The organism is Luteimonas sp. MJ250 (assembly GCF_039548455.1).
Classification (GTDB): Bacteria; Pseudomonadota; Gammaproteobacteria; order Xanthomonadales; family Xanthomonadaceae; genus Luteimonas.
On the sequence record NZ_JBCLVB010000003.1, the window covers coordinates 191,270 to 214,520 of the forward strand.

General features: G+C 69.0%; 21 protein-coding genes. 17 read left to right on the forward strand and 4 right to left on the reverse strand.

Translation table 11 applies throughout. From position 1 onward, the window contains the following. Nucleotides 1–59 precede the first annotated feature (59 nt). From WCE37_RS01410 to WCE37_RS01485, 16 genes are all read left to right on the forward strand, one after another. Nucleotides 60–3,737 (forward strand): DNA methyltransferase, encoded by a 3,678-nt coding sequence (locus tag WCE37_RS01410; protein WP_343277802.1) that lies wholly within the window; start codon nt 60–62, stop codon nt 3,735–3,737. Nucleotides 3,738–3,803: 66 nt separating this feature from the next. Then, a complete protein-coding gene (locus tag WCE37_RS01415; RefSeq protein WP_343277803.1) occupies nt 3,804–4,376 on the forward strand; it encodes a UDP-N-acetylglucosamine acyltransferase in 573 nt (190 codons plus the stop codon). Then, nucleotides 4,373–4,846, forward strand: coding sequence for a hypothetical protein (locus WCE37_RS01420; protein WP_343277804.1), 474 nt, complete (start codon nt 4,373–4,375; stop codon nt 4,844–4,846). Before WCE37_RS01415 ends, WCE37_RS01420 begins: the two co-directional genes overlap by 4 nt. A 393-nt stretch (nt 4,847–5,239) precedes the next feature. Next, entirely contained in the window at nt 5,240–6,955 is a 1,716-nt protein-coding gene (locus WCE37_RS01425; protein WP_343277805.1) for a DUF262 domain-containing protein, read from the forward strand. 20 nt (nt 6,956–6,975) lie between these two features. Beyond that, nucleotides 6,976–7,740, forward strand: coding sequence for a hypothetical protein (locus tag WCE37_RS01430; RefSeq protein WP_343277806.1), 765 nt, complete (start codon nt 6,976–6,978; stop codon nt 7,738–7,740). A 4-nt stretch (nt 7,741–7,744) separates the two neighbouring features. Next, nucleotides 7,745–8,206 (forward strand): GNAT family N-acetyltransferase, encoded by a 462-nt coding sequence (locus WCE37_RS01435; protein WP_343277807.1) that lies wholly within the window; start codon nt 7,745–7,747, stop codon nt 8,204–8,206. A gap of 70 nt (nt 8,207–8,276) precedes the next feature. Then, complete coding sequence (locus WCE37_RS01440; protein ID WP_343277808.1) at nt 8,277–9,374, forward strand: alpha/beta hydrolase; 1,098 nt, start codon at nt 8,277–8,279, stop codon at nt 9,372–9,374. 1 nt (nt 9,375) lies between these two features. Further along, nucleotides 9,376–9,759, forward strand: coding sequence for a fluoride efflux transporter CrcB (gene crcB / locus WCE37_RS01445; protein WP_343253734.1), 384 nt, complete (start codon nt 9,376–9,378; stop codon nt 9,757–9,759). 40 nt (nt 9,760–9,799) lie between these two features. Continuing rightward, nucleotides 9,800–10,312, forward strand: coding sequence for a hypothetical protein (locus WCE37_RS01450; protein ID WP_343253733.1), 513 nt, complete (start codon nt 9,800–9,802; stop codon nt 10,310–10,312). Continuing rightward, on the forward strand, nt 10,302–10,505 hold the full coding sequence (locus WCE37_RS01455; RefSeq protein ID WP_343253732.1) for a hypothetical protein: 204 nt from the start codon (nt 10,302–10,304) through the stop codon (nt 10,503–10,505). The genes WCE37_RS01450 and WCE37_RS01455 overlap by 11 nt, the downstream gene beginning before the upstream one ends. Next, on the forward strand, nt 10,492–10,686 hold the full coding sequence (locus WCE37_RS01460) for a hypothetical protein (RefSeq protein ID WP_343277809.1): 195 nt from the start codon (nt 10,492–10,494) through the stop codon (nt 10,684–10,686). Before WCE37_RS01455 ends, WCE37_RS01460 begins: the two co-directional genes overlap by 14 nt. 118 nt (nt 10,687–10,804) lie before the next feature. Next, nucleotides 10,805–11,482, forward strand: coding sequence for a transcriptional repressor LexA (gene lexA / locus WCE37_RS01465; RefSeq protein WP_343277810.1), 678 nt, complete (start codon nt 10,805–10,807; stop codon nt 11,480–11,482). Beyond that, nucleotides 11,479–12,138 carry a translesion DNA synthesis-associated protein ImuA gene (gene imuA / locus WCE37_RS01470; RefSeq protein ID WP_343277811.1) on the forward strand — a complete coding sequence of 220 codons (660 nt, stop codon included), beginning with the start codon at nt 11,479–11,481 and terminating at the stop codon, nt 12,136–12,138. The genes lexA and imuA overlap by 4 nt, the downstream gene beginning before the upstream one ends. An 8-nt stretch (nt 12,139–12,146) precedes the next feature. Further along, on the forward strand, nt 12,147–13,628 hold the full coding sequence (locus WCE37_RS01475; protein WP_343277812.1) for a DNA polymerase Y family protein: 1,482 nt from the start codon (nt 12,147–12,149) through the stop codon (nt 13,626–13,628). Further along, nucleotides 13,625–17,083: an error-prone DNA polymerase gene (locus WCE37_RS01480; RefSeq protein ID WP_343277813.1), complete on the forward strand. Its 3,459-nt coding sequence runs from the start codon at nt 13,625–13,627 to the stop codon at nt 17,081–17,083. The genes WCE37_RS01475 and WCE37_RS01480 overlap by 4 nt, the downstream gene beginning before the upstream one ends. Before the next feature lie 84 nt (nt 17,084–17,167). Beyond that, nucleotides 17,168–18,316 carry a hypothetical protein gene (locus WCE37_RS01485; RefSeq protein ID WP_343277814.1) on the forward strand — a complete coding sequence of 383 codons (1,149 nt, stop codon included), beginning with the start codon at nt 17,168–17,170 and terminating at the stop codon, nt 18,314–18,316. 37 nt (nt 18,317–18,353) lie between these two features. Here the strand turns inward: WCE37_RS01485 and WCE37_RS01490 are convergent, their stop codons facing one another. From WCE37_RS01490 to WCE37_RS01505, 4 genes are read right to left on the reverse strand one after another with little or no spacing between them, the layout of a single operon-like run. After that, entirely contained in the window at nt 18,354–20,189 is a 1,836-nt protein-coding gene (locus WCE37_RS01490) for an ABC transporter ATP-binding protein (protein WP_343277866.1), read from the reverse strand. 19 nt (nt 20,190–20,208) lie between these two features. Further along, nucleotides 20,209–21,981 carry a DUF2207 domain-containing protein gene (locus WCE37_RS01495; protein WP_343277815.1) on the reverse strand — a complete coding sequence of 591 codons (1,773 nt, stop codon included), beginning with the start codon at nt 21,979–21,981 and terminating at the stop codon, nt 20,209–20,211. Continuing rightward, nucleotides 21,978–22,535: a LemA family protein gene (locus WCE37_RS01500; RefSeq protein ID WP_343277816.1), complete on the reverse strand. Its 558-nt coding sequence runs from the start codon at nt 22,533–22,535 to the stop codon at nt 21,978–21,980. Before WCE37_RS01500 ends, WCE37_RS01495 begins: the two co-directional genes overlap by 4 nt. Further along, nucleotides 22,532–22,759: an RNA-binding S4 domain-containing protein gene (locus WCE37_RS01505; protein WP_343253721.1), complete on the reverse strand. Its 228-nt coding sequence runs from the start codon at nt 22,757–22,759 to the stop codon at nt 22,532–22,534. The genes WCE37_RS01500 and WCE37_RS01505 overlap by 4 nt, the downstream gene beginning before the upstream one ends. A 98-nt stretch (nt 22,760–22,857) precedes the next feature. On the opposite strand from WCE37_RS01505, the gene WCE37_RS01510 reads away from it, so the two are divergent. Next, a complete protein-coding gene (locus WCE37_RS01510; RefSeq protein WP_343277817.1) occupies nt 22,858–23,247 on the forward strand; it encodes an MAPEG family protein in 390 nt (129 codons plus the stop codon). Nucleotides 23,248–23,251 lie beyond the last annotated feature (4 nt).

The window sequence follows — 23,251 nt, forward strand, 5'->3', positions numbered from 1 at the left end:
GGGCCTTTGCTTGCCGTATGCTTGCGGCATCGCAGGACGCGCAGGGCAGGGGGGCCCCGGTGCCGGACGACAGCAACCTTTCGCCCGCAGCCAGCAACGCTGCCACGGATGCCTTCATCGACCGCTGGCAAGGCGTCGCCGCCTCCGAGCTGTCCACCTCGCAGAGCTTCCTGATCGACCTCTGCCGCCTGCTTGACGTGGATGCACCGCACCCCACGCCCGAGCAGGACTACATGTTCGAGCGACCGATCACCTTCAGCCACGGCGACGGCAGCCGCAGCGCCGGGCGCATCGACCTGTACCGCCGCGGCGCATTCGTGCTCGAGTCGAAGAAGGTGCGCCTGGGCGTGCACACCAAGGGTTTCGACGACGCCCTGCTGCGCGCCCGCAGCCAGGCCGAAGGCTATGCCCGCGCGCTGCCTGCCGACGAGGGCCGGCCGCCGTTCGTGGTGGTGGTGGACGTGGGCCAGCGCATCGAGCTGTACTCCGAGTTCAGCCGCTCCGGCGGCACCTACGTCCCGTTCCCGGACCCGCGCAGCCACCGCATCGCCCTGGCCGACCTGCGCCGCCCGGAGCTGCGCGAGCGCCTGCGGCGCGTCTGGACCGATCCGCTGGGCCTGGACCCCAGCCGCGAATCCGCGCGCGTCACCCGCCAGATCGCCGACCGCCTGGCCACGCTGGCGCGCAGCCTGGAGCAGGGCGGCTTCGATGCCGAAGCGGTGGCCCAGTTCCTGATGCGCTGCCTGTTCACCATGTTCGCCGAGGACGTGAAGCTGCTGCCGGCGCACAGCTTCCGCGACCTGCTGGCGCGCCATGCCGGGCAGCCCGACGTCGCCATGCGCATGCTCGCCCAGCTGTGGCGCGACATGGATGCCGGCGGCTTCTCCGCCGTGCTGGCCGGCAACGTGCTGCGCTTCAACGGCAAGCTGTTCAAGCAGCCCGACACCCTGCCGCTGGACGCGGCCCAGATCGCCCTGCTGCTCGACGCCGCCCGCGCCGACTGGAAGCACGTCGAACCCGCCATCTTCGGCACCCTGCTGGAGCGCGCGCTCAGCCCCAAGGACCGCCACAAGCTCGGCGCCCACTACACCCCGCGCGCCTACGTCGAGCGCCTGGTGCTGCCGACCGTGATCGAACCGCTGCGGCGCGAATGGAGCGACGCCCAGGCCGCCGCCGGCACTCTGGCCGACGAAGGCAAGGCGGACGAGGCGATCGCCGCGCTCAAGCGCTTCCACCACCGCCTGTGCACCGTGCGCGTGCTCGACCCCGCCTGCGGCTCGGGCAACTTCCTGTACGTGACGCTGGAACACCTGAAGCGCCTGGAAGGCGAGGTGCTCAATGCGCTGGACGAACTCGGCGACCGCCAGACCGGCCTGGCCCTGGGCGGCGAACGCGCCGACGCCGCCGCCGGCGAGACCGTGGACCCGCACAACCTGCTGGGCATCGAGCTCAACCCGCGCGCCGCGGCGATTGCCGAAGTGGTGCTGTGGATCGGCTACCTGCAGTGGCATTACCGGACGCGCGGCGACGTGCATCCGCCGCAGCCGGTGATCCGGGATTTCCGGAATATCGAGAACCGGGACGCGGTGCTGGCGCATGACGGCGTGGAGTTCGTAACCGATGAGCGCGGCGTGCCGGTGACGCGGTGGGATGGGGAGACGATGAAGGTGTCGCCGGTGACGGGGGAGATGGTGCCGGACGAGACGGCGCGGAAGCCGGTGGAGCGGTATCGGAATCCGCGGAAGGCGGCGTGGGCGGAGGCGGATTTTGTTGTCGGCAATCCGCCGTTCATCGGCGCCAGCACCATGCGCGCCGCGCTCGGAGATGGCTATGTGGAAGCGTTGCGTGGCGCGTGGCCGGAGGTTCCGGAATCGTCCGATTTCGTCATGTACTGGTGGCATCACGCCGCCTTGCTGACCCGGCGTGGCGCGGCCGAGCGTTTCGGCTTCATCACCACCAATTCCATCAGGCAGACTTTCAACCGGCGAATACTGGAATCGCATCTCTCGGACTCCAAGCAGCCGCTGTCGCTGGTGTTCGCCATTCCGGATCACCCGTGGGTGGACACGGCCGATGGCGCTGCGGTGCGCATTGCGATGACCGTGGGTGCATCCGAATCAGAGCGCGGTCGTTTACTGCTGGCAGCGGATGAGTCTGAGGCTGAACACGGTGAGGTCGCTGTCACTCTGAGCGAAAGCCGGGGCTTGATTCATCAAGATCTGCGTGTCGGCCCTAATGTGGCCAAGGCATCCTCCTTGCGCTCGAACTCCGATGTTAGCAACCGCGGGTTTTGTCTATTTGGTGCTGGCTTCATCGTGGACCAGAAGGAAGTGGCAGCATTGGGATTGGGAACGGTGGAAGGGTTGGAGCCTCACCTTCGCCCTTACAGGAATGGACGTGATCTCACGCAGGTGTCGCGGGGTGTCTATGTCATTGACCTATTCGGTTTAGAGGCCGATGAGGCACGACGTCGGTTCCCGGCCGTGTATCAGCACGTGCTGGAACGAGTAAAGCCTGAGCGCGACACGAACAATCGTGAGTCACGGCGACGGAACTGGTGGGTGTTCGGTGAGCCAAATCAAAAACTTCGCAACCAACTCGCCGGCCTCACCCGCTACATCGTCACTGTAGAGACCGCAAAGCACCGTGTTTTCCAATTTTTGGACGCTGATATTGCACCGGACAACATGCTTGTGTGCATAGCTCTGGACGACGCTGTCGCGCATGGCGTGCTTGGGAGCGTGGCGCACGTCGTCTGGGCTTTGGCTGCTGGCGGTCGTCTTGGTGTCGGGAATGATCCGCGTTACAACAAGTCCCGCTGCTTCGAGACCTTCCCCTTCCCGGACCTCCAGGCCGCGGACAAGATTGGTGGCCCGATCAGCTACGCCCTTGAAGACGAACACGGCCGCCGGGGCGAGTTCACAACGCTCGGCGAATACCCGTCCGACCGCATCCGCAACCTCGCCGAACAGGTCGACGCCCACCGCAAGCGCCAGCAGGCCACCCATCCCGGCCTGACGCTGACCGGCATGTACAACGTGCTCGACAAGCTGCGCAGCGGCGAGGTGCTGACCGCCAAGGAGCGCACCATCCACGAGCAGGGCCTGGTCTCCGTGCTGCGCCAGCTGCACGACGAGCTCGATGAGGCCGTGCTCTACGCCTACAGCTGGGGCGACCTGCTGCCGCTGCTGCGCGTCGCCCACGGCAACGAGTCGCCCGACACGCTGCAGCGGCTCGCCGATAGCGAACGCGACCTGCGGCCGACCGAGCGCCATGTCGATGGCGGCCCCGCATACACGCGCGAGGAAGCCAAGCGCGCCTTGGATGAAGCCGTCCTCGAGCGCCTGGTCGCCCTCAACGCCGAGCGCGCCGCGGAGGAAGCCCGCGGCCACATCCGCTGGCTGCGCCCTGAGTTCCAGAATCCCGACGTCGCCCGTGAGCGCCAACCCGAACAGGCGCGCCTGACCACTGGCAGCGACGCGGATCAGCTTGATGCCGGCGACGAAGCCGTGTCCATCCCGGCCAGCAAGCCTCAGCCCTGGCCCAAGGACACGGTGGATCAGGTTCGCGCCGTCGCCGAGGTCCTCACCGCCAGCCCGGTACCGCTCTCACTCGATGAGATTGCCACGCGGTTTACTGCGCGTGGCCCGTGGAAGAAGCGCCTGCCTAAGCTGGTGGAAATGCTGGTGGCGCTGGGGCGTGCGCAGGAGCAGGACGGGAACTATGTATCCGGGTGAATCGCGCCGTCGGCGATTCCGTAAAAGGGTTGATTGACCACGTTGATCCAATAAGGGGGAGTAGCAATGAAGAAGTATTTCTGGGTTGTTCTGGTGGCTCTGTTCATGACGGGCTGTGCGTCGAACCCGCCGCTCAATTTCTCGGTACCGAATGTCGGCCATGTGCCAACCAAGATCGACGCGGACATGAGGTCCTTGACGGTGTCGCTGGCGCGTCCGGACGAGGCGACGGGAAAGATCCCGGCCGCCGCCCAGCATGAGGTTCCGCAGATGTGGCAGGCCGCATTGACGGAAGCCTTGAACCGGATGGCGATCTTCACCGACGATTCGGCGCGCAAGGTCAGCCTTTCGGTGAAGGTGCTTGAGCTCGATGTCCCTGCCTTCGGAGCTTCCATGACGACCCGGACCACGGCGCGGTATGAGCTCATCGACCGCAAGGACGGTTCGATCATCTATACCCAGGACGTGTCCGCTGCCGGCGTCGTGCCCGCAGGCTACGCCTTCGCCGGTGTGATCCGGGCGCGTGAGTCGATCAACCGCTCCGTCCAGAACAACATCGGACAGTTCCTGCAGGCGCTCGAAACCGTTGATGTGAGCCGGCCCATGTTTCCGACAAGCGAAGCGGCTGTCTCGCCGTGAGGTTCGTTGCAATCGTGCTGTGCGTTCTCCTGGCCTCGGCATGTACACCCAACGTGCGACCGGACAGCTATTCCGTGGGAAGCGTCGGCCAGGTCAACCGGTCCGTCGGCGGCGTGATCGTCAGTTCCCGGGTTGTCCATATCGACGGCTCCAGAGGCGGGGGTGCCATGGCGGGCGGCGCGGCAGGTGCCGTGGCCGGTTCCCAGATTGGCGGCAGCGATGCCGCAGGAGCCGTGGGTGCCATTGGCGGGTTGGTGGTTGGCGCGGTTGCCGGCGCAGCGATGGAACGTAGCGCGTCTTCGCAGGCTGGGCGGGAGTACGTGGTCGAGACGTCCAATGGCGCCCTGATGACGATCGTGCAGGGTGATGAGCCAGCGCTTGGTGTGGGGCAGCGCGTTCTTGTGCTGTATGGGAATCCGGCGAGGGTCATCGCCGACCCACGGCATCGCCCGCCCGTAGTCTCCGAGTAGGCGACCCTGCCTTGGATACGTTGGAGAGCAGGGCGATCCCCTCGCACGCGGTCCGGCCAGACGGTTTGTTGACCTCGCCTCGAAGCTTCGGGGTGTACGAGCTGCCAGCGTCGACGACCGGGACGAGGAGGTTCCGATACGGGAACCATCCCGTACGCATGCACGAGCTGGAAAGGGAGTTCGGAAGTTGCAAGGTCCGGCATCTGTTCCTGCGCCGTGAAGATGCCGCCTCGATGGCCGGCCAGCTGAATCGAGAAGCCTCGTGAAATCCGCGGTGGACGGTGAGCCGTTCGACAAGCAGTGGATTTGGACGCGGTCGAGCGCTTCCTCGCGACACATTTTTCTCGGCCGACGGCGTACTGCCGGCAATGCAAGCAGAAAGGGGGAGTAAGGATGGCAAGGGCGGACGCCACGGTGGAAGAACTCGTCAACATGATCGAACGCGGGCGGCTGCGGTTGCCCGGGATGCAGCGTCGCTACGTCTGGCGGTCGCCGCGGGTGCGTGACCTGATGGACTCGCTGTATCGCGGCTATCCGTCCGGAGCCATCCTGCTCTGGGAAACCACCGAGGACGTGCCGCTGCAGGAGTTCGCGATCAGCCAGCAGGCGAACCCCTACCAGACCACGCAGCTGCTGCTCGACGGACAGCAGCGCCTGACCTCGCTGTCCGCGGTCATCCGCGGCGAGCCGGTCATGGTCCGCGGCCGCAAGCGTCCGATCGAGCTTTTGTTCAATCTCGAACATCCCGAAAAGCTTGCATTCGTCACCGAGGTCAATGAAGAGGCCGACGTGGACGAGGAGGGCGGCGAGGACGATCCGGACTCGGCCGACTCCAGCGCCGACGAACTCATGCAGCGCTTCAACAAGATGGCCTTCGTGGTGGCGACCCGGAAGCTGGAGCAGCTTCCGCACTGGGTGAAGGTGTCCGACGTGTTCCGAAGCACCAGCGACCGGGAGTTCCTGCGCAAGGCCGGGGTCACCGACCTCGATGACCCGCGAGGCGAGAAGTACAGCCAACGGCTAGCCCGCCTTCGTGACATCAGGAAGTACGTCTATCGCATGGACGTGCTGGAAAGCTCGATGGGCTACGACGAGGTCACCGAGATCTTCGTCCGGGTTAATTCTCTCGGTGCGAAGCTGCGCAGCTCGGATCTCGCTTTGGCCCAGATCACGGCCAAGTGGCGCAACTCGCTGGCCGAGTTCCAGGCGTTCCAGAAGGCCTGCGCCGCCATGGGCTTCGACCTCGACCTGGGCATCCATCTGAAGAACCTGGTGGCGTTCGCCACCGGTCAGTCGCGCTTCCAGACGGTCGGCAATGTGGACGTCGCGACGCTGCAGGCGGCGTGGAAGGAGTGCAGGCGCGGCATGGAGTTCGCACTCAACTTCATGCGCAGCAACGTCGGCATCAGCAGCCCGGCGCTGCTGTCGTCGCCCTTCATCCTGATCGCGATCGCCTCGTACGGTCACCGGCGCGACTACACGCTTTCACCGGAGGAATCCGCGCAGCTGCGCTACTGGACGCTCGTAGCCAATGCCAAGGGCCGCTTTTCCCGTGGCTCCAGCGAGACCATCCTCGACCAGGACCTCGGCTCGATCCGCCAGGGCGGCGGGGTCCGGGAGATGATCGACCGCGTGCGGCTGCAGTTCGGCCGGCTGGATATCACCGCCGAAGAGCTGGAAGGACGCAACCAGCGCAGCGCGCTGTTCAAGACCATGTTCCTCGCGTTTCATGCTGCGGGTGCCACGGACTGGCGTTCCAATCTCCGCATCTCGCTCGACCACAAGGGCACGCAGGACCGGCTGCAGTTCCACCACATCTTCCCGAAGGCCGTGCTCCGGGCCGCCGGCCGAAGCGCGCGTGAGGCCGATGACATCGCCAATCTGTCTTTCATCTCCGGAAAGACCAACCGGCAGATCAGCGACAAGGCGCCGGCCGAGTACCTGGTGAAGTATCGGGCCGGCGCCGGCGCGGCCGGGCTTGAAGCACAGTGCATCCCGACTACGGATGACCTTCTTCATGTGGATGCCTACAGGAGGTTTCTCGACGAGCGGCGCCAGAGGATCGCGGCAAGGCTCAACGAATTTCTTGGCGGGCAGGAAGCGGCCTGAAGCAAATGCCCGATAGTCCGATGCTCGACCCCGCCAAGTCCCGCGTGACTTTGGTCACTGCGCTCGCGTGGCGTGCGATTGTCGAAATCGTCCGCCGGCGCCATGCAACGCATGCCTTCAAGCTGCGTCAGGTTCATCCCGGAATCTCGATCAGGGGCCTGCTCGAGCTGCAGCTTCATTGCACCTCGACCGGTCGGGCACTGCCGGCGATCGATTTCAACCTGGGCGGGCCGTCGGGCACTTGGAGTACCGGCTCAGGAGCGCAGGGCAGCTTTCTTGCCCTGCTCGAGCCGGAGCCCGGATCCGTGATCGACCGCATCGAGGCAGCCACGGGCTTGCCACCCTTCCGCGGCATGTTGCCGGCGTCATCGACGGAGGGACTCTCGGTGCGCGTCGTTGCGGGGCTGGCGGAAGGCCGGGTGTTCGATCGGCAGGGATGGCGCACCACGCTCGGCGCTTACGGAGCACACAACGGCGATGCCGCAGCGGATTGGGCTGTGCCAATGGGTGTCGAGTTCGACGCGCCAGGTCCGGGTCGCGACCTCACGCCCGACGCCCATGACCGCCTCTCCCGACTCGTGTTGATCCATCGTGCCGCGGATGAATGCCCCGTAGCGAACCTGTCTGATCTGGAAGGGCGCGGGCTGCTGGTGGATATCGCGACCGGCCGCATTGCAAGCGCCGAGCGCGATGGCGTGAATGTGATCGGCAATCTCCGGCGGATGCACAGCGCCGTGGGTGGCTCAATGGAGCGCTTGCTGGCGCAGTTGGCCGCGGAGTTCTGAGCCGATGTCCGAAACGTCGTTGGCCGGTTGTACGCTCCGTCCCTCCACTGCACACGACTTCGCCTTCTGCGAGCACCTCAGCCGCACCAACATGGCCGGCTACCGCGCAACGCGTGGCATCGCCTGGGATCCGGCGCGCTTCCGCGCCAGCTGGACGGAGTTCGAGAACCTGATTATCGTCGCCGGCGGCGAGGCCATCGGTCTGCTGCGACTGCTCCCCGAAGGCGAGGTGCTGGCGCTGCGCGACCTGCAGATCGTGCCAACGCACCAGCGCCAAGGCGTGGGGGGCTGGGCCTTGCGCCAGGCACAGGCAATCGCATTGCAGCGCGGCCATCCGCGGCTGCAGCTGCGGGTTTACGCGGACAACCCTGCGCGGCGGCTCTACGCGCGCCTCGGCTTCACGATCGAGGCGGAGACCGACGGCACCCTGCACATGGTCTGGTCGCCGCCGCGCGCGACGGGATAGCAGGCGGCAACGCTGGGGCGAAGGCGGGATGACGCAGTACGCTTTGCACTCCACCGCACGGAGCCCCGCCATGACGCGACTGCTCGCCTTGCTGCTGCTCGCACTCCCTGTCCTCGCCAACGCCCAGCCGGCCTGCCCCTCCGGCGAGTCCTTCGACAAGGCCCGCGCGGTGGTCGCCGACCTGCAGCGCATCGTCACGCCCGCCGGCGTGCAGGACACCTACGCCGAGCGCATCGGCGGCATCGAGCAGTGGATCCAGGTGCGCGGCAAGGACCGCGGGAACCCGATGATCCTGTTCGTGCACGGCGGGCCGTCGTCGCCGGCGATGCCCAGCGCCTGGCAGTGGCAGCGGCCGGTGGAGGAGTTCTTCACCGTCGCCCATTACGACCAGCGCGGCGCCGGCAAGACCCACCGCGCCAACGATCCGGACGTGGTCGCCGGCGACATGGCGATCGACCGCTTCGTCAGTGATGCCATCGAGGTGGCCGAGCACCTGCGCGCGCGCTACGGCAAGGACAAGCTGGTGCTGGCCGCGCACAGCTGGGGCACGGTGGTGGCGATGCACGCGGCGCTCAAGCGGCCGGACCTGTTCCACGCCTACGTCGGCATCGGCCAGGTCATCGACACCCGGCGCAACGAACGGCTGAGCTTCGAGTACGGGCTGGAGCGGGCGCGCGCGGAGGGCAATGCCGAGGCAGTCGCCGAGCTGGAGTCGATCGCGCCGTATCCGGGCGATGCGCCGATCACGCGGGAACGGATCATCATTGCGCGCAAATGGCCGCAGCACTACGGCGGCCTCAATGCCTACCGCGACGCGGAGCAGGATTACTACTACGGTGCCTCGCTGCTGTCGCCCGCCTACGACTGCGAGGACCGGCGCGCGTTCTTCGCCGGCAACGTGTTCACGCTCAAGCACGTACTGGACGAGTTCCTGCAGGTGGATTTCAGCGGCGTGCACGAGTTCCCGATCCCGGTGCTGATGTTCCTCGGCCGCCACGACTACACCACGCCCTCGGTGCCGACCGCGGAGTGGCTGGACCAGGTGCAGGCGCCGCACAAGCGCGCGGTGTGGTTCGAGCACTCCGCGCACATGATCCCGTGGGAGGAACCGGGGCGGACGCTGCTGGCGCTGCTGGAACATGTGCGGCCGCTGGCGGTGGAGCGCTGACATGCATCCGGTCCTGCTGGTCGGCCTCGGCGGTTTCCTCGGCGCGGTCGCGCGCTACAAGCTCGGCGGGCTGGTGCTGCACCTGACGGTGCAGGAGCGCTTCCCGTTCAGCACCTTCGCCGTGAACGTGCTCGGCTGCCTGACGGTGGGCGTGCTGGCGGGCCTGGCCGAACGCCATGAGGCCTTCGGGCCCGACGCGCGGCTGTTCCTGTTCACCGGACTGCTGGGCGGTTTCACCACGTTCTCGGCCTTCGGCCTGGAGGCGGTGTATCTGCTCCGCCGGGGCGAGGTCGCGACCGCCGCGCTGTACGCCGGCGGCAGCGTGGTGCTGGGGATCGCCGCGGTGTGGCTGGGGCTGAAGCTGGCGGGGTTTGGGGCGAGGTGATCCGGACACCGCGGTCAGCTCGCTCATTTATAGTTCGGCCATGGCTTTCAACGTCCGCCAGATTTTCAGTGCGCTCAACGACGCCGGGGCCGACTATGTGGTCGTGGGCGGGCTTGCCGTGATCTTGCATGGCTATCTGCGGGCCACGGCGGACCTGGACTTGGCGGTCGGTCTGTCACCGGTCAACGCCGGACGGGCCATGACAGCCTTGGGGAGCATCGGTCTGCGGCCGAGGTTGCCGGTGGCAATGGAGGACTTCTGCGATCCGGGAAAGCGCGCGGAATGGCAGCAGCGGAACATGCTGGTGTTCCCCCTCTGGGATCCGGCGAACCCGCTCCGGTCGGTGGACGTGTTCATCCATGAGCCTGTCGATTTCGGCGATCTTCTCCGGGATGCCGTGCGAAAGGATCTGGACGGTGTGTCCGTGCCGGTCGCCAGCATCGAACACCTCATCCGGATGAAGCAGGAGACGGGGCGGGAGCGTGATCGTGAAGACATCGCCAAACTGCGGACAATCCGCGACCAGGACCCCGGGGTTATGTATGGCCGCTGACGAGTCCCTGGACTTCGCCGCGCTCGAGCGCCTCCAGCTGAAGCAGTGGGTGGCGCTGAGCACTGCGGCGAAGGTGGATTTCTTCGAGGAAATGATCCAGCTGGCCTACAGCAGCGGTGCGCTCAGGCCGGAGCGGCTGGCGCTGCGGGACCAGGCCAGCCCGCCGACCGGAAATCACCATGACCAGCCGTGACCCGCGCATCGATGCCTACATCGCCCGCCAGGCGGACTTCGCCCGGCCGATCCTGGAGGAACTGCGCCGGCGCGTGCATGCGGCCTGCCCGGCGCGTGGCGCAAGCGGTGGAGTGGATCGCGGAGGGGAAGACGCGGAACTGGAAGTACGCGGGCTGTTGAGGATCTGTCGCGCCGCCTGAGGTGTCTCGCCCAAGTCGTTGATCCCGGGGAGGTCTCGCTCCCTGAGACCGAAGCCGGTTGGAATCCGTCCGACAGCCGGGCTTGCTTATGCCCGCCAAGGTAAATAGATTTTTACCCATGACCGACGACCTCACTCCCCGACAGCGCGACGTGCTCGGCTTCATCCAGGCCCATTCCGGGGCCGAGGGCGCGCCGCCCACGCTGCAGCAGATCGCCGACGCCTTCGGCTTCCGCCAGGCCTGCGCGGCGCACAAGCACGTGCGCCGGCTGCAGCAGGCTGGCTACCTGGAGGTGCGGCCGAACGAGGCGCGCGGCATCCGGGTGGTGGGCGGCATGGCGCAGGGCATCGGCGCGGCGGACCGGGCAGGGCGCACGCGCCACGTCCCGGGTACACGGCTGAAGGTCCGCGACGACCGCTTGGAGCTGCCGGTGCTGGGCCGGGTGGCCGCGGGTTCGCCGATCGGGGCCGATGCCGGAGTGGAGCGCCACGTGCTGCTCGACCGCGCGCTGTTCTCCAGCAAGCCCGATTACCTGCTGCGGGTGAGGGGCGACTCGATGCGCGACGACGGCATCTTCGACGGCGATCTGGTGGCGGTGCAGCGCGCCAGCGATGCGCGCAGCGGCCAGGTGGTGGTGGCGCGCATCGACGGCGAGATCACCATCAAGCGCCTGGAGCGCACGCGTTCGCGGCTGCGGCTGCTGCCGCGCAATCCGGACTACGCACCCATCGAGGTGCCGCCGGGCTCGGACTTCGCCATCGAGGGCCTGTACTGCGGGCTGGTGCGCACGGAATGAGCGCGCTGCCGTCCATCGTGCCGCCGTCCATCGGGGCGCTGCCCGACATCGACGCCATGCTTTCGGCGCGTACGGTGTGGCGTGCCGGGCGTGCGCCGGCGGTGGCGGCAGACGGTGAATCCACCGGTCATGCGGTGCTCGATGCGCTGCTGCCGCAGGGCGGCTGGCCGCGGGCCGCGCTGACCGAACTGCTGCTGCCGGCAGACGGCGTCGGCGAGCTGTCGCTGCTGCTGCCCACGCTGGCGCGGCTGACGCAGGCCGGCGGCATCGTGGCCCTGGTGGCGCCGCCCTACCTGCCGTACGCGCCGGCGTGGCAGGCGGCGGGCGTGGACCTGCGGCATCTGGAAATCATCCAGGCCGATGCGCGCGGCGCGCTGTGGGCCTTCGAACAGTGCCTGCGCAGCGCGGCCTGCGCGGCGGTGCTCGGCTGGCCGCTGCAGGCCGATGCCCAGGCGCTGCGCCGGCTGCAGGTGGCCGCCGACAGCGGCGACTGCCTGGGGTTCGCGTTCCGCGATGCCAAGCACGCGGTCAATCCCTCGCCGGCGGCGCTGCGGCTGGAGTACGTCGCGGCGGGAGCCGACGGCAACGCTTGGCACGTGCGCAAATGCCGCGGCGGCAACGTGCCATCGCAGGCTTTTGCGGGCCTCCGGGCCTAGGAAGCGCCGTGCTCTGGGCCTGCATCGCGCTGCCGCGGCTGGCGCTGGACGCCGTTCTTCGCCGGATGCCGGATCCGTCGCGACCGCTGGCGCTGGTCTCGGGGCCGGCGCAGCTGCGGCATCTGCATGCGGTCAACGCGGGCGCCTCCGACGCCGGGCTGAAGCCGGGCATGCGGCTGTCGGCGGCGCACGCGCTGCTGTCCGACGTGGCGATGGTCGAATACGAGCCGGCGTCGGAGGCGCGCTGGCAGCGCTTCCTCGCCGCCTGGGCGTATCGGCACAGCTCGCAGGTCAGCGCACAGTGGCGGGGGGCGATCGTGTTCGAGGCGCGCGCCAGCTTCCGCCTGTTCGGGCCGTGGCCGCGCTTCGAAGCGCGGCTGCGCGCGGAGCTCGACGGCCTCGGCTTCAGCCACCGCATCGCCCTGGCGCCGACGCCGCGGGCGGCACTCGTGTTCGCAGGGCTGCGCGACGGCTTTGCGGTCACCGCCGAAGGCGCGATGCGCGATGCGCTGGCACGGGTGCCGGTGCGCCGCGCGGCGCTGCCGGGAAATGCCGGCGAGCGCCTGCAGCGCATGGGCGTGCGTACGCTCGGCGCGCTGCGCACGCTGCCGCGCGACAGCCTGCGGCGGCGCTTCGACGTGGAGTTGCTGCAGCACCTCGACCGTTTGCACGGCGAGGCCGATGATCCGCTCGAGCTGTACGCGCCGCCGGACCGCTTCGACAGTCGCGTCGAACTCGGTTTCGAAGTCGAGAGCCATCAGGCGCTGCTGTTCCCGCTGCGCCGGTTGATCGCCGACCTGGCCACCTACCTGTCCGCCCGCGATGGTGGCGTGCAGCGTTTCACCCTGCGCCTTGAGCATGAGGCGCGGCACGCGCTGCCCTCGCACGAGGCCGACCAGGTCCAGCAGGACGCGGTGCGCTTCACCGAGGTGCCGGTGGGCCTGCTCGCGGCCGAGCGGGATGCGGCGCTGCTGTTCGAGCTCACCCGCAATCGCCTGGAGCAGGTGGCGCTGCCGGCACCGGTGGTGGCGGTGCGCCTGCTGGCGCGCGAGCTGCCGCCCTTCGTGCCGGCCGAACGCGACCTGTTCGATAGCCGCCCGGCGCAGGCGGTGCCCTGGCCACGACTGCGTGAGCGACTGCGCGCCCGGCTTGGCGACGAGGCCGTGCATCGCGTCGCGCCTTCCGGTGACCCGCGTCCCGAGCGCGCCTGGCGACACGCCGGTTCGGGCGAGGATGGCGATGCGGCCTGCGCCACGCCCGCACCGCTGCGCCCGCCGCGTCCCGCCTGGCTGTTGCCGCGCCCGGTGCCGCTGCGCGACCCGCGGCTGCGCATCGTCTCCGGCCCCGAACGCCTGGAAAGCGGCTGGTGGGACGGCGACGACGCGCGCCGCGACTACTACGTGCTGGAAACCTCGCGTGGCCAGCGCGCCTGGGCCTTCGCCCCGCCGGGCGTGCAGGGCGACTGGATGCTGCACGGATGGTTCGCATGAGCCGCGACGACGACCACCGCGACCTGCCACCCGGCGTCGCGCCCGATACTCCGGGCGCGCGTCCGCCGCGCATCGTGCGCATGCAGCGCCAGATGCAGCTGCGGATGGAATTCGAATCTGCGGCCGATGCCGCCAACGATCCCGGCGGTGCTGGCCCCTGTGGGAGCGGCCATGGCCGCGATGCTGGTCGAACGCATATCGCGGCTGTAGCCGCTGCCACACAAGCGGCGGCGGAGCTGCCGTCCTATGCCGAGCTGCACTGCCTGTCCGACTTCAGCTTCCTGCGTGGCGCGGCCAGCGCCGAAGAGCTGTTCACCCGCGCCGCGCAGTGCGGTTACGAAGCGCTGGCGATCACCGACGAGTGCTCGCTGGCGGGCATCGTGCGTGCGCACGAGGCGTCGAAGCTCACCGGTGTGAAGCTGGTGGTGGGCGCGGAGTTCCGCCTTGCCGACGGTCTGCGCATGGTGCTTCTGGTGGAGGATGCCGCGGGCTATGCGCAGCTGTGCCGGCTCATCACCATCGCCCGCCGCGCGGCGCCGAAGGGCGAATACCGTCTCTCCCGCGCCGACATTGAAAGCCTGCCCTGCAAGCCTGGATTGCCCCGTAAAGTGGCTGCGGCCGCGCTGGCGTGCGCGGGGGGGCTGTTCGCGCTGTGGCTGCCCGGCCGCGTGCCCGATGCGGGAGAAGGCGCCTGGCTGCGACGCGTCTTTGGCGACCGCGCCCACCTCGCCATCGAGCTGCACCGCGAGGAGGACGATGACCTGCGCCTCGCGCAGCTGCTGGCGATGGCCGCGGACCTCGGCATCACGCCGCTCGCCGCCGGCGACGTGCACATGGCCACGCGCCGCCAGCGCGTGCTGCAGGACACCCTGGTGGCCATCCGCCACGGCCTGCCGCTGGCCGAGGCCGGCGCGCACCTGTTCCGCAACGGCGAACGCCACCTGCGCCACCGCTACACGCTCGGCAACATCCATCCGCGCGTGCTGCTGGACAACGCCGTCACGCTCGCGCGCCGCTGCCGTTTTTCCATGGCCGAGGTGAAGTACAGCTATCCCGCCGAACTCGTGCCCGAGGGCGAGACGCCTGCCAGCCACCTGCGCACGCTCACCGAAGCCGGCATGCGCACGCGCTGGCCACGGGGCGTGCCGCCGAAGATCGCCGCGCAGATCGAGGACGAGCTCGCGCTGATCGCCGACCTGGCCTACGAAGCCTTCTTCCTCACCGTCGAAGACATCGTCCGCTTCGCGCGCGGCCAGGGAATCCTCTGCCAGGGCCGCGGCTCGGCCGCCAACTCGGCGGTGTGCTTCGCGCTCGGCATCACCGCGGTCGATCCGGCGGAGAGCCGCCTGCTGATGGCGCGCTTCCTGTCGAAGGAGCGCAACGAGCCGCCCGACATCGACGTCGACTTCGAGCACGAGCGGCGCGAAGAGGTGATGCAGTACGTCTACCGCAAGTACGGCCGCGAGCGCGCCGCGCTGGCCGCGACCGTGATCCGCTACCGGGGAAAAAGCGCGGTGCGCGACGTGGCCAGGGCCTTCGGCCTGCCGCCCGACCAGGTCACGCTGCTGGCCGGCTGCTTCGGCCGGGGCAACGGCGAGACGCCGATGGACAGGCGCTTGGCGGACGTGGGCTTCGACATCGACAACCCGCTCATCGCGCGCATCCTGGCGGTCACCGCGATGCTGCGCGGCAGGCCGCGGCACCTCTCGCAGCACGTCGGCGGATTCGTGATTTCCGATGCGCCGCTGTGGCAGATGGTGCCGGTGGAAAACGCGGCGATGGACGAGCGCACCATCATCCAGTGGGAGAAGGACGACCTGGAGGCGCTCGGCCTGCTCAAGGTCGACTGCCTGGCGCTGGGCATGCTGACCTGCATCCGCAAGGCCCTGGACCTGGTGCGCGCGCACCGTGGCCGCGACCTGGAGCTGGCCACCATCCCGAAGGAGGACAGGCCGACCTACGACATGATCCAGCTCGCCGACACCGTTGGCGTGTTCCAGATCGAGTCGCGCGCGCAGATGACGATGCTGCCGCGGCTGAAGCCGGAGCGGTTCTACGACCTGGTGGTGGAAGTGGCGATCGTGCGGCCGGGGCCGATCCAGGGCGGCATGGTGCATCCCTACCTGCGCCGGCGCATGGGCCAGGAAGCGGTGACCTATCCCTCGCCGGGCATCGAGGAGATCCTCGGTGCCACCCTGGGCGTGCCGCTGTTCCAGGAGCAGGTGATGGAGCTGGTGATCCACGCCGGCTATTCGCCCGGCGAAGCCGACGGCCTGCGCCGCTCGATGGCCGCCTGGCGCCACGGCGGCGACATGGAGCCGCACCGGCTGCGCATCCGCGAGCTGATGGAGAAGAAGAACTATTCGTCGGAGTTCATCGACCAGATCTTCGAGCAGATCAAGGGCTTCGGCTCCTACGGCTTCCCGCAGAGCCACGCCGCGTCCTTCGCCAAGCTGGTGTACGCCAGCTGCTGGCTGAAACGCCACGAGCCCGCGGCCTTCGCCTGCGCGCTGCTGAACTCGCAGCCGATGGGCTTCTACTCGTCGAGCCAGATCGTGCAGGACGCGCGGCGCGGCAAGGCCGCGCGGCCCGGCGTGGAGTTCCTGCCGGTGGACGTGGCCCACAGCGACTGGGACAGCACCCTCGTCGAAGCTCCGGCGTCCCGCGATCCGGAGTCCCGTAATCACGGTGATGCCCGTGCTTCGATGCCATCGCGGCCATGGCCGCTCCCACAGTCGGGGTTGTCACATCAGCCGGCGATCCGCCTCGGTTTGCGGCAGATCGCGGGCCTTTCCCGGCCCATGTGCGAGGCCATCGTCGCCGCCCGCGGTCGCCGCCCGTTCCGCGACGTCGCCGACCTCTGCCGCCGCGCCGGGCTCGACGCGAAGGCGCGCACCGCGCTGGCCGAAGCGGGTGCGCTGCAGTCCATCGCCGGCCATCGCAACGACGCGCGCTGGCAGGTCGCCGGCATCGAACGCCAGCGGCCGCTGCTGCCGGGGAGCCCGGTGGAGGAGGCGGTGGCCCTGCCGGCCCCCGGCACCGGCGAGGACGTCCTTGCCGATTACCGCAACATCGGCCTGAGCCTGCGCGCGCATCCGCTGGCACTGCTGCGCGACCAGCTGCGCGCGCGCCGCCTGCTGGGCTCGCACGAAGTGCAGGGCCGCCGCCACGGCAGCCACGTGGCGGTGGCCGGCATCGTCACCCAGCGACAGAAGCCGCAGACCGCCAGCGGCACCATCTTCGTCACCCTGGAGGACGAACACGGCATGGTGAACGTGGTGGTCTGGCCGCGCGTGGCCGAGCGCCGGCGCAAGGCGCTGCTGGGCTCGACCCTGCTGGCGGTGCGCGGGCGCTGGGAGCGGGTGGATGGCGTGGAGCACCTGATCGCCGGCGACCTCGAGGACCTGTCGCCGCTGCTCGGCGGCCTGCACGCCGAATCCCGGGATTTCTGCTGACCGCGGCGCCCGGGTTCACGCGGCATTCCCTTCCCGTGCGCCGGCTGGCCCTAGACTGGGGATGGACCCCGACCACGCCCGCCCATGCCCACCCTGTTCCGCGCGCTCGCCCTCTGTGCCCTGCTGGCCGGCTGCAGCGCCCAGTCGCCCGAACCCGCCCCTGAACCGGACTCCGTTGCGATCGCCGAGGCCAACGGCATGGGCGAATTCATCAGCGCCCCGGTGGAAGCACCGCCCAAGCCCTACGACGTCAGCAAGGGGACCGATTGGCCCGAGGCGGCCCTGGTTGATGGCGACGCCTCGATCAGCTGCGAACTCGACTACGCGACCATTGGCGACGGCGAGCCGCTCACCGACCTGTCCTTCCTCAACGTCGCCGATACCCTCCAGCCCTGCCAGGACGTCGGCCTGCTGCGCCTGCGCTACGAAGGCAAGATCAACGCCGGTTTCACCGCGCTGGTCGAACGCGTGGCGGCGATCGCCGACCGCATGGACATCGGCAAGCGCGTGCTCGACATCAATTCCACCGGCGGCCAGGTGGAGGACGCGATCAAGGCCGGCGACGCCATCGGCGCTTCCGGCTGGACGATCTGGGTGCGCGAGGGCGCGAACTGCCACAGTGCCTGCGTGCTGATCCTCGGCGCCGGCGACGTGCGCATGATCTCGGGCCCGGTGGGGATCCACCGCATCATCCGCATGAGCTCCACCGCGACTTCGCGCGCTCAGCTCAACGAGGAATTGCAGGCCGTTTACGGACGGGTGAAGGAGTACCTTGCGCGCAACGGCGTGGCGGTGGCGGTGGCCGACATGATGATGGCGGTGCCCAACCGCAACCTGCGCCTGCTCAGCGCCGACGAGCTGCTGGAATACGGCCTGGACGGCACCAATCCGGCGCAGGACGACCTGGACCGGCTGCAGCTGATGCGCAAGTGCGGCGAAGATTTCGTGCGCCGCCGCGACGGCTTCCAGCGCAACTTCGACCGCCAGTGCAAGATGCCGGATCGCGACATCGAAGAGCTCAACGACTGCGGCCTGGCCCTGCGCGAAGAGTTCGGATTCCCCGACGCGACCTGTCCGGACGACAGCCCGATGAGCGAATTCGACGTGGTCCGCAGCGCCTTCTTCCAGCGTCGCGCGCCGGCGGAGAAGGCGGACGACGCTACACGGGACAACGAGTCGGCATCAGCACGCATCGAAGCCACGTCCGGCTCCGGTGCCAGCGGCTCGCTGTAACCCTCCTGTAGGAGCAGCTACAGCTGAGGGGCGAAAGTCAGGCCTCGGAATCGGCCAGGAAGCCGCCGGACTGGCGGCGCCAGAGCTGGGCGTAGATGCCGCCGCGGGCCACCAGTTCGTCGTGCGTGCCCTGCTCTACGATCGCGCCCTGGTCCATCACCACCAGCCGGTCCATGGCCGCGATGGTCGACAGGCGGTGCGCGATCGCGATCACCGTCTTGCCTTCCATCAGCCGGTACAGATTGCCCTGGATCGCTGCTTCGACCTCCGAGTCCAGCGCCGAGGTCGCTTCGTCCAGCACCAGGATGGGCGCGTCCTTCAGCAGCACGCGGGCGATGGCGACGCGCTGGCGCTGGCCGCCCGACAGCTTCACGCCGCGCTCGCCGACGTGGGCGTCGTAGCCCCGCCGGCCCTTGGAGTCCGACAGTTCGAGGATGAACTCGTGCGATTCCGCCTGGCGCGCGGCTTCCAGCATCTCGGCCTCACTGGCGTCGGGACGGCCGTAGAGGATGTTCTCGCGCACCGAGCGGTGCAGCAGCGACGTGTCCTGGGTCACCACGCCGATGCGTGCGCGCAGGCTGTCCTGCTGCACGCTGGCGATGTCGATGCCGTCGACGAGGATGCGCCCCGTCTCGACGTCGTGGAAGCGCAGCAGCAGGTTCACCAGCGTCGACTTGCCGGCGCCGGAGCGCCCGATCACGCCGATGCGCTCGCCCGGGCGCACGTGCAGGTCCAGGTGCTCGATCACGCCCGAGCCCTTGCCATAGTGGAAGCCCACGCCCTCGAAGCGGATGTCGCCTTCGACCGTCGCGAGCTCCGGCGCATCGGGCGCGTCGTCGACGGTCGGCGGCAGCGAGATCGAATTGATGCCGTCCTGCACGGTGCCGATGTTCTCGAACAGCGCCGACAGCTCCCACATGATCCATTGGCTCATGCCCACCAGCCGCAGCGCGAGCGCCAGGCCCACCGCCACCGCGCCGGCGCTGATCGCGCCGCCCAGCCACAGCCACAGGCCGATCGCCGCGACCGTGAACACCAGCGCCATGTTGAGCGCGTAGTTGCCGGCGCCGACGCGCGTGCCCAGGCGCATCTGCCGGTACACGGTGCCGAGGAAGCCGTCCATCGCCTCGCGCGCATAGGCCTGCTCGCGCCGCGAGTGCGAGAACAGCTTCACCGTGGCGATGTTGGTGTAGCTGTCGACGATGCGCCCGGTCATGTCCGAGCGCGCGTCGGCCTGCTCGCGCGAGACCCGCTCCATGCGCGGCACGAAGTACACCATCAGCAGCACATAGCCGACCAGCCAGCCGGCGAAGGGCAGCATCAGCCGCCAGTCGGCCGCCGCCGCGGCCAGCATCGCGCCGAGTACGTACACCAGGACGTACACGCCCACGTCCAGCAGCTTGACCACCGTCTCGCGCACCGCGAGCGAGGTCTGCATCAGCTTGGTGGCGATGCGCCCGGCGAACTCGTCCTGGAACCAGCCCATCGACTGCCGCAGCAGGTAGCGGTGCACGTTCCAGCGGATGCGCATCGGGAAGTTGCCGAGCAGCACCTGCAGCTGCACCAGGTTGTCCAGGAACACCAATAGCGGCAGCCCGATCGCGACCAGCGCCGCCATCCACGCCAGGCGCGTGCCCTCTGCGGCGAGGAAGGTGGCGGGCGTATGTTCGCCCAGGCGATCCACCAGCGCGCCGAGGTAGACGTACATGCCAAGTTCGGCGACCGCGATCAGTGCGCCAAGCACGCCCATGAGCGCCAGCCAGCCGCCGGCGCCGCGGGTGTAGTGCAGGCAGAACGCGACCAGCCCGCGCGGCGGCTGCTGGGGCGGCGCGTCGGGGAATGGCTCGAGGCGGGATTCGAACCAGGCGAACAGCCCGCGCCGCCGCCGGCCGTCAGCGCCCACCGCCGCCTCCACCACCGCCGCCACCGCCGGAAAAGCCGCCGCCCCCCGCACCAGACGAACTTCCGGGCGGTGTTGACGACGACGCGATCTGCGAGCTGAGCGCGCCACCGACGGCGCTGGTCAGGTTGCCGATGTTGCCGAGGCCGGGGCCGTGGTACCAGGTGATGGCCGCGGTGGCGGCGGCCGCGGCGGCGCTGCCGACGGCGATGGTGAACTTCTTCGTCCACGCGTCCTCGACGTCCAGCGCGACCGCGTAGGGCAGCAGGCGTTCGAAGCGCCCGGCGTCGAGCGCCGGCTCGGACGCATCGCCCCCGGCCGCCTCCGGCGCCTGCACGCGCGCGATATCGTGCTGCTCGGCCACGCCCAGGTAGCGGCGGAAGCCTTCGATCTCGTCGAGCAGTTCTCGCCCGGCGGGCGTCGGCGCGCCGATCACCAGCGCGAACGCGATCGTTGTCGCCAGCATCAGGCCGAGCGGCAGGAAGACCCAGGGCAGGCCGCCGCCGTCGGTGGACACCATCGCGACCATCGCCAGCGCGAACGTCGCGAACAGGATCGCGACCGCGATGCCGATGCTGCCGGCGTTATGGGTGAACATCGCCGGCTGGAAGCGATCGTCGAAGCCCTTGCGATGCGCCTGCATCGCACGCTGGATGCGGGTGGCGTTCTTCTTGTCCAGGGAAAGCATCGCGCCCGGCGTGGGCAGCAGGGCCTCCAGCAGCCCGCGCTGGTCCGGGTTGTCGATCCCCGGCGCGCCGTCGTCGCTGCGCTCGAGTTTCCACTTGTCGCCGAGCATGCCTTCGTCGCGATGGATTCCGACCGCGCCCTGCACCGCGCAGGCGAGCAGGTCGGCGGAGAATCCGCGGGCATCGTGGCTGCGGCGCGTCATGTAGCGCAGCGCCGCCGGTGACTCGCCACGGGGCGGCTCGTACCGTGCGATCACCACGCCAGGTGACGGGTCGCGTCCGATCTTGCGCCAGCGCCGCACGCAGAACAGCAGCAGCCCCGCAAGCCCGGCCAGCGCGACCAGGATCGACAGGTTGTCGCGCAGCAACCAGAACGCGTCGCGCGTCGACGACGGCGGTGCGACGATGCCCTTGGGAAACGACAGCACCGTGGTCAGGCCTTCGCCCGGCGCCAGCGGCCGGGTCAGCGTCCAGCGCGCAACGCCGGGGGCCGCGATGACCGCCTCGAAATCCTGTCCGCGTGAGCCGCGGGAACCGGAATAGCCTTCCACGGCCAGGTCGGCCATCGCCACGGGCTCGGGCAGCCGCAGCTCGACCGTCCCGTTTTCGATCGGGAAATCCCATCCCTGGCCGATCGCGTTCCAGTACAGCTCGTCGTGGTCTTCGAAGAAGCCCAGCTGGCGATCGGTGCGGTAGCGCAGGGTGTAGGTATATTCGGCCGGCACCTGGAGCAGGTCGTCGTTGCCGGTGTTGACGCGCACGCCATTGGCCACGCGCTCGGTGAACCAGGGTTCCTCGTGGCCGTTTCGCTCGACGCTTTCAACTTCGAAGGCGACCACGACGTTGTTGCCTCGATGGTCCTTGTAGCGGGTGGGGAAATCGCGGGTGATGCCGCGGCGGATGCGGGTGCCCTCCGCGCGCACGAGGATGTGTTCGGTCACGTCGAGGCTGCCGTCGGCCTGGATCTCGACCACGCTGTCATAGGCGAGGACCCGCTCGTCGGCCGCGGCCGGTGCGGGCGCGAGCAGCACGGACGCCGCCAGCAGCCAGGTGGAGGCGACCGCGGCCAGCCGGTTCACCGTGACAGCTCCACGACGGGCGCCGCGCGGCTGTCGGCACCGGCCTGGAAGAACGCCGCTTCGCGGAAGCCGAAGCCGCGTGCAACCAGCACGTCGGGGACCCGCTGCACGGTGTCGTTGAGGTCGCGCACGGCGCCGTTGTAGTACCGCCGCGCGTACTGCAGGTGCTCTTCCACCTCCACCAGGTCCGTCTGCAGGCGTGCGAAGTTCTCGCTGGCCTTGAGGTCGGGGTAGGCCTCCTTCAGCAACAGCAGGCGGCCGAGCGCCTGTTCCAGTTCGGCTTCAACGTGGCCCAGTTCGCCCGGGTCCTGCAGGCCGAGGGCGCGCGTGCGCAGCGCGGTGACCGCCTCGAGCACCGCGCCTTCGTGTACGGCGTAGCCCTGCACGGCGGAGACCAGCTGCGGCACCAGGTCGTGTCGGCGCTGCAGCTGCACGTCGATGTCCGCCCAGGCCGTCGCGACCTGGTTGCGCAGGCGCACCAGGCGGTTGTAGGCGAACACGCCCCAGGCCGCGACCGCGGCCGCCAGCAGGACCGTGGCCACCAGTGCGGTCACGGTGCCGTGCCGGCGCCGACGTGGACCTCGGCGTCGCCCAGGGCCACCACCTGCCCGGCGCGGATCTTCGCGGTCTTGCGCGACTCCTGCACGCCATCCACGCGCACGGCGCCCGACGCCACCAGGGCCTTTCCGGCGCCGCCGCTGTCGCAGAGGCCGGCGAGCTTGAGGAGCTGGTTGAGCTCGACGTAGTCGCCCTCGAGTTCGAAATCGATGTGCTGCATCCGGGTGCCCTGTCGCATGGAGGAAGGAGCGTAACGCAGTGCGTGGAATGGCGTTAACCTCGGCCGGGACGCGCCGCCGGCGCACGAGGGAGAGACCGATGGGCACTGAACTGCAGATGCTGGCCTGGGCGATCGCGCTCGGCCTTGTCCACCTGGTGCTGGACGCCGCGATGAAGACCTCCGAACGCGGCTTGGCCTGGAATGCCAGCGCGCGCGATGGCCAGTCAAAGCCGCTCGGCCCGGTGGCCGGGCGCGTCAACCGCGGCTGGAAGAACTTCCTCGAGACCTTCCCCATGTTCGCTGCCGCCGTGCTGGCGGTGGTGCTCGCGGAGCGCACCGGCGACCAGACCGCGCTGGGTGCGCAGCTGTATTTCTGGGCCCGGCTGGCCTACATCCCCGCGTATGCCTCGGGCATTCCGTACGTACGCAGCCTGATCTGGGGCGTGTCGCTGGTCGGCATCCTGCTGGTCCTCGTCGCGCTGTTCTGATCGC